Origin of the sequence: Pseudomonas guariconensis, assembly GCF_024127895.1 — a bacterium.
GTDB lineage: Bacteria > Pseudomonadota > Gammaproteobacteria > Pseudomonadales > Pseudomonadaceae > Aquipseudomonas > Aquipseudomonas guariconensis_B.
The window spans coordinates 1-5,517 of the sequence record NZ_JAMYBK010000050.1; the positions used below are offsets into that span (position 1 = coordinate 1).

General features: G+C 46.7%; 5 protein-coding genes. 4 read left to right on the forward strand and 1 reads right to left on the reverse strand.

The annotated features are described in order from the left end of the window. Positions 1-306 precede the first annotated feature (306 nt). Complete coding sequence (locus NJF35_RS24340; RefSeq protein ID WP_253081053.1) at positions 307-927, forward strand: GntR family transcriptional regulator; 621 nt, start codon at positions 307-309, stop codon at positions 925-927. Positions 928-933: 6 nt separating this feature from the next. On the opposite strand, the gene NJF35_RS24345 is transcribed toward NJF35_RS24340, so the two are convergent. After that, on the reverse strand, positions 934-1,992 hold the full coding sequence (locus tag NJF35_RS24345) for a D-alanine--D-alanine ligase family protein (protein WP_253081052.1): 1,059 nt from the start codon (positions 1,990-1,992) through the stop codon (positions 934-936). Positions 1,993-2,087: 95 nt separating this feature from the next. On the opposite strand from NJF35_RS24345, the gene NJF35_RS24350 reads away from it, so the two are divergent. Genes NJF35_RS24350 through NJF35_RS24360 form a run of 3 tightly spaced genes read left to right on the forward strand, consistent with a single transcriptional unit; the run spans position 2,088 to position 5,404 of the window. Further along, entirely contained in the window at positions 2,088-3,692 is a 1,605-nt protein-coding gene (locus NJF35_RS24350) for a B12-binding domain/radical SAM domain-containing protein (RefSeq protein ID WP_253091597.1), read from the forward strand. Continuing rightward, the gene (locus NJF35_RS24355; RefSeq protein WP_253081050.1) at positions 3,685-4,860 is read left to right on the forward strand and encodes a PLP-dependent transferase; all 1,176 of its coding nucleotides are present in this window, start codon (positions 3,685-3,687) and stop codon (positions 4,858-4,860) included. Before NJF35_RS24350 ends, NJF35_RS24355 begins: the two co-directional genes overlap by 8 nt. A 49-nt stretch (positions 4,861-4,909) precedes the next feature. Beyond that, on the forward strand, positions 4,910-5,404 hold the full coding sequence (locus NJF35_RS24360; RefSeq protein ID WP_253091598.1) for an LPD16 domain-containing protein: 495 nt from the start codon (positions 4,910-4,912) through the stop codon (positions 5,402-5,404). Positions 5,405-5,517: the final 113 nt, after the last annotated feature.

The window sequence follows — 5,517 nt, forward strand, 5'->3', positions numbered from 1 at the left end:
CAGAACCATGCGCACGGCACGTTCACGGACTTCAGGGGAGTAGGTCGTAGTCTTTTTCATGGCCTCATCTTCTCAAGAGTTGAGGCCTCCACGAAACCCGGGGCGGTTCAATTCCGCGATTTACCCTCTCCGCGCATAGCAGCACACTCAAGACCAGCGAAAGCAGCAGAGTTTCGATTCTGGTAGCTCCCTAGACTCTGTGATACCTTCGCCACCGCTACGCCAGCCTCGCTTAATTCGGAGAACATTTTGGCCACCTCTCTCGATAGCTTTATAGTCCCTAACAAGCATCGCCATAAGACCGCAATGGCTTTTGTTCTGGAATCACTGCGCGAAGGCATACTTTCTGGCGCGATAGCTGAAGGCACGCCTCTGCGTCAAGACGAGCTTGCGTCAAAATTCGGCTTGAGCCGAATGCCTATACGAGATGCCATACGACAATTGGAAGCTGAAGGTCTAGTAATATATGAGCCACATAAAGGCGCATCTGTTGCTATCATGACCATTGACGATATTGTCGAAATCTATGACATGCGAATCATGGCAGAATGCACGGCTCTAGACTTTGGTTTCGACAACATAGCTGACAGCGACTTGATACAGATGCGCGGAATTCTATCCGCAATGGAAGATACCGAAGACCCACATCTACTCAGCGAGCTCAATGAGAGTTTCCACCGCCACCTCTACTCAAAAGCGAATCGTCCCCGCTTGCTTGCACTGATCAAGTCGCTACACGACTCAGTGGATCGCCACCTTCGATTTTTGCTGACCAATTTGGATTATCATAAAAAATCTCAACAAGATCATAAAAATATTCTGCATGCCTGCACTCAAGGCAATCGAGAGGCCGCTAAAGAATTTTTAGCCAACCATTTAGCGGACGGGCGAGACTCCATCGTTTCATTCCTGAACAGCCGACGCTAGGGAAATTCACAAGCAACTTCTCATTTCCGAAGTCATTGCAAAGTTAACAAGTTCAGAAACGAGCCTTGCCAGCGGATACCCAGAATACTCAAACATCTTAGGATACATGCTAGAATCCGTGAAACCTGGAAGGGTATTGACCTCATTGAGGATGATCGAACTGTCGTTCGCCAAGAAAAAATCTATCCTAGCATAGCCTTTTAAATCTAGACATCTAAAGACTTGCTTAGATAGAGACTGAATGCGCACGATTAATTCCAATGACAAAGAGCTTGGTATGCAAAGGCTTGCCCCGCCAATGCCATCATACTTTGCTTGATAGTCGTAATAATCATAGCCATCTCCAGGAATAACCTCTCCCAACTCAGAGACAACCAATCCCTCTTTAAGCTCCAACACACCACACTCTATCTCTCTTCCACACACTTCAGCCTCTACCAAGATTTTATGATCCATCTGCGCCGCTACTGCGAAGGCTTGCGCATATGCCTCAGCACTGCTGACTCTGGACACGCCGATGGAGGAACCTGACGATGCAGGCTTTACAAAAAGAGTGGTACTGCCTAGACGCTCGACCAGTTCTTCCCATGATTGCATGGTATTTAAAGTCACCCATGGCGCAACGATGATTCCAGATGACTGAATCAACCGTTTGGCTACATCCTTGTCCATAGAAACCGCCGAACCTAATACCCCCGCCCCCACACAAGGCAGATTGCACATCGCAGCCAACCCTTGAATCGTTCCATCCTCTCCCCAGCGACCGTGCAGTGCCGGAAATAGCAAGTCGAGCTTAACTTCGACCACAGAGTGATCGTCCGCCACAAACATGATCGTACGCTGGCCAGGTCGAATCGATACAACCGGTGCGTTAAGGTCCACCGCCGCCGGGAAATCCTTTGAGTCCCCGTGATATCGCCAATTACCTTCTTGGTCTATTCCCACGCAGTGCACATGATGGCCCAACGACATCAGCGCCGCATGAATCACAGAGGCAGAACGCACTGATACGGCGTGCTCTGCACTCCTCCCCCCGAAAACCAACGCAATCACAATTTGTTTCATTTCAGTCAGCCTCCAATTCAGGATGTCGGCTACTGTATCCAATATCCAACAAAAAAGACAACGGCAATGCTGCCGTCGGTGAAAAAGAGAAAGCCATGCCCTTGCGCCCTTCGGAAAATGCTCGCCTAGACAATGAAGTCACCCAGCGGATCCGCGCAATCGCTGTATCCGCACCGGACTGTATCAGCGGCTCAAAGGCTGATAGAGCCTTGAACAGCTGTGATCCCGTCAGCCTTTTCAACGCATGTAGGTGTGCTGCGAGCCTCGCTCAAAAAGGCACAGGAGCTTGGGCAAAAAGTAATTGGGGAGAGTCAGGTAGAAAGACGAGAGAGTACTTTCTGCTTATGTACTCACTGGATGACATGGATCGTTTCAAAGATTTGCTTATATCAGAGCAACCCAATGTCCTGCTCATTGGCGCAATGACACTGTGCATGCCTGGCGCCATCGAATGCGCGAAGGTCGCCAAAAAAATGCTAGGAAACAAGCTACTTGTTGTACTGGGAGGACGACATATCAATGAAACCATTTATCTTTCAAATGAAAAACACAGAGCAGCCTCACTAGTAAAACACCATCGAGCCTCTCCAGGGAGACTTATAAGGGAAAATAAAATTCCGCCTGTTTTCGATATCATCGTTTCTGGAGAAGCCGAAAAACTCATCGTCGAAATTGGTGAGATATTTGTACGCTCAACACATCTCGCTACGGCGTTTATCGCACGCCACTTGGCCACGAGCACTGCCGGACTTTGGATCGCAGATTTTCCTTGCATTCAAAAAACAGTTGTAAGCGATGGTATTCGATTAAAACACGATGATTTACCATCCGCAGTAGGAGTATTTGGAGTCACAGCCTCTTTCGGCGTCTTTGGCGGGCGAATGACTTCCCATGTATTCAGCTATACGGGGCCGGGATGCATTTATGATTGCTCATTCTGCAGCGAGCGTCGAAGTGTGACGGGGAGCATTCAGGAAATCAAAGGTGCCCCCCGGCGTATTTATAAACAATTCGAAGAAACCCTTTCCACAATAAGCCAAGCCTACCCCAATAGAGGCGCCAGCGCATTCGTAGAAGACTCAACATTTCTTAGTGGGAGCCCACTGGCAATCAGTCAGCTATGTCAATTAATGGAGGATCGGCCTCTAGATATCGTATTTGGCGGCCAATTCACCATAGATCAGATCCTGTCTAGGAAAGACATCATAAGACGACTCGCAAAAAATGGGCTTCGATATGTGTTTGTAGGACTTGAAACACTAAATCCGCAAGAAATCGGCGGAATGAGCAAAGACATTGATAGTAAAAAACAAAAATGGCAGGAGCGATTCTCCGAAGCTTTAAACTTCCTAATCGAAAACAAAATCTCCTGTGGCTGTGCACTTCTATTCGGGCTAGGTGAACAACACAGCAGCCGCCTAGACTTATTGAGACATTTAATAAATTTACGAGACCACGTAGGCCAACCCATAACTATAAGTACAAACTGGGCCGTTCAGCACCCTTTAAGGGGATACCCTGGAAGTGCTTCCGAAGACTACTTACGCTGGGGCACCCCAGAAGGGAAATTACTTGAGCAATTTCATAACTTTGGTGAAGCCTCTCTCGAATATCCCCTATGCGGTATAGCTCGCCCCTCACTCGCTGAGGTACAAGAAATCATTGATCTTCTAAACCAGTTCGAGACAATTAATGGATAAGCCAGAATTTACCCATCTCGCTCAAATAGGTCTTTTTTCTTTGGGAGATATTCAATCCGCACAAACGCCGCCAATGGAGAGCACGACCTACGTGGTTGAGAATTTTGACAACCTGCCCTCGATCAACAACAACAGTCTTACCCGACCAAGCAGCCGGATATTCGAGGGACTTTACTATGGGGGTGTCGACACTCCAACTACCCGGCAGCTCGCAGCACGCATGGCAGCGATTGAAAAAGGTAATTTTTCAGTATTGACGGCCTCTGGCCAAAATGCGTTTCACTTGCTCCTATCAGCCACAGCAAAACCTGGAGATCACATACTAGTTGGCGACACAATAATCTATACAACACAGTGGCTGCTAAGTCACTTTCAGAGCTATGGACTCGACATTGAGTATTTCACCCCAAAAGATGCTCTCTCGATAAGAAAAAAGCTAAAACCAAAAACAAAGGTTATTATCTGGGAAAACCCCGGCGCTTTCACATATGAAATAATCGACAGCAGAGCAATTATCGAATCATGCAAAAATCATCCGGCAATTACTGCTGTAGACAATACTTGGGCCGCCTCGACATTTTACCACCCACTTGAATTGGGAGCAGATGTCAGCCTAGTATCAATGAGCAAATCACACGCGGCCACTGAAGGCGTGTCACTGGGCGCCCTTATCACGAAACGCGACGACGTATTTTCAATACTTAAAACAACCTCTGCATTGATTGGCAATCATGTAAGTTCATATGCATGTGCTGCAGCGCTTCGCTCTATAAGCACGCTAGGCGCCCGCCTAACACTCCAAATGCATACGACACGACTAGTGATTGACCACTTTAAAGCGCTACCTCTTGCCAGAAGGGTACTACACCCTATCGTCCAAAACTCCAAATCCGATTTATACGAAAAAAACTATAGTGGTTTTAATAGCATCATAACTGTTCAATTTTCTTGCTCGCGAGACGAGTTGATAGCCCGTCTAAACCAATTAAAAATAATTAAAATTGGCTATGGATGGGGTGGAACGATAAGTCTTGCCAACCTCGTGGACACGACCGACATGCCCTCAGCAAATCGGCTCTCCCTGAATGGCAGCTGCGTAAGGTTCTATTTAGGGCTGGAAGACCCATACGATCTAATCAAAGACATTAAAAATTCATTTTCAATATAAACAAGCAATACCAATTCACATTCAGCACTACCACATAAGAGAAAAATAGATGCCCAATATTACATCAAATGAAATCTTCGTATTTAGCGAAGCAGAACTACTCACAAAAATCCACGACTTTGTAGAAAATGAAAAATTTCACGACCTCCATATTATGGCTGGCCATTTCATGCTCTTCTATGACAACCAGAAAAACAAGCTTGTCCCTGGTATATTTGAAGACATTAACAGCACACCCTTGAAAGAAAAAATTCGAAGTCGGATAGGGATATTTCCGTCGTATTCTTGGCATCTAGGCGTGCAGCTCGCAGAACACCATATCAGCAAAAATCAGAAATCTGCAAATCTACTTTTATTAATTAATGATTGGCAATACGTTCCAGACAAGGAATCGAATTACGATTACCGGGCCGAATTCTACTCCTCCTTCACGGAACTACCACCGACATATATATCCAGACTGCAATCCTCCAACATAGTCTCAACGAAAAACATCATAGCTAGGGATTCTCCGAACAAGTTTCCCCAAGCCCGCGATAAGTAACATGTCGACGCCGCAAGGCCGATTTTTCAGGCCTCAATCGCATCAAAACCAGGGCTTTTCCCTGGTTCTTGCGCGCTACAGACACACCTATCCTGCAGTGCTCAATAACTGCC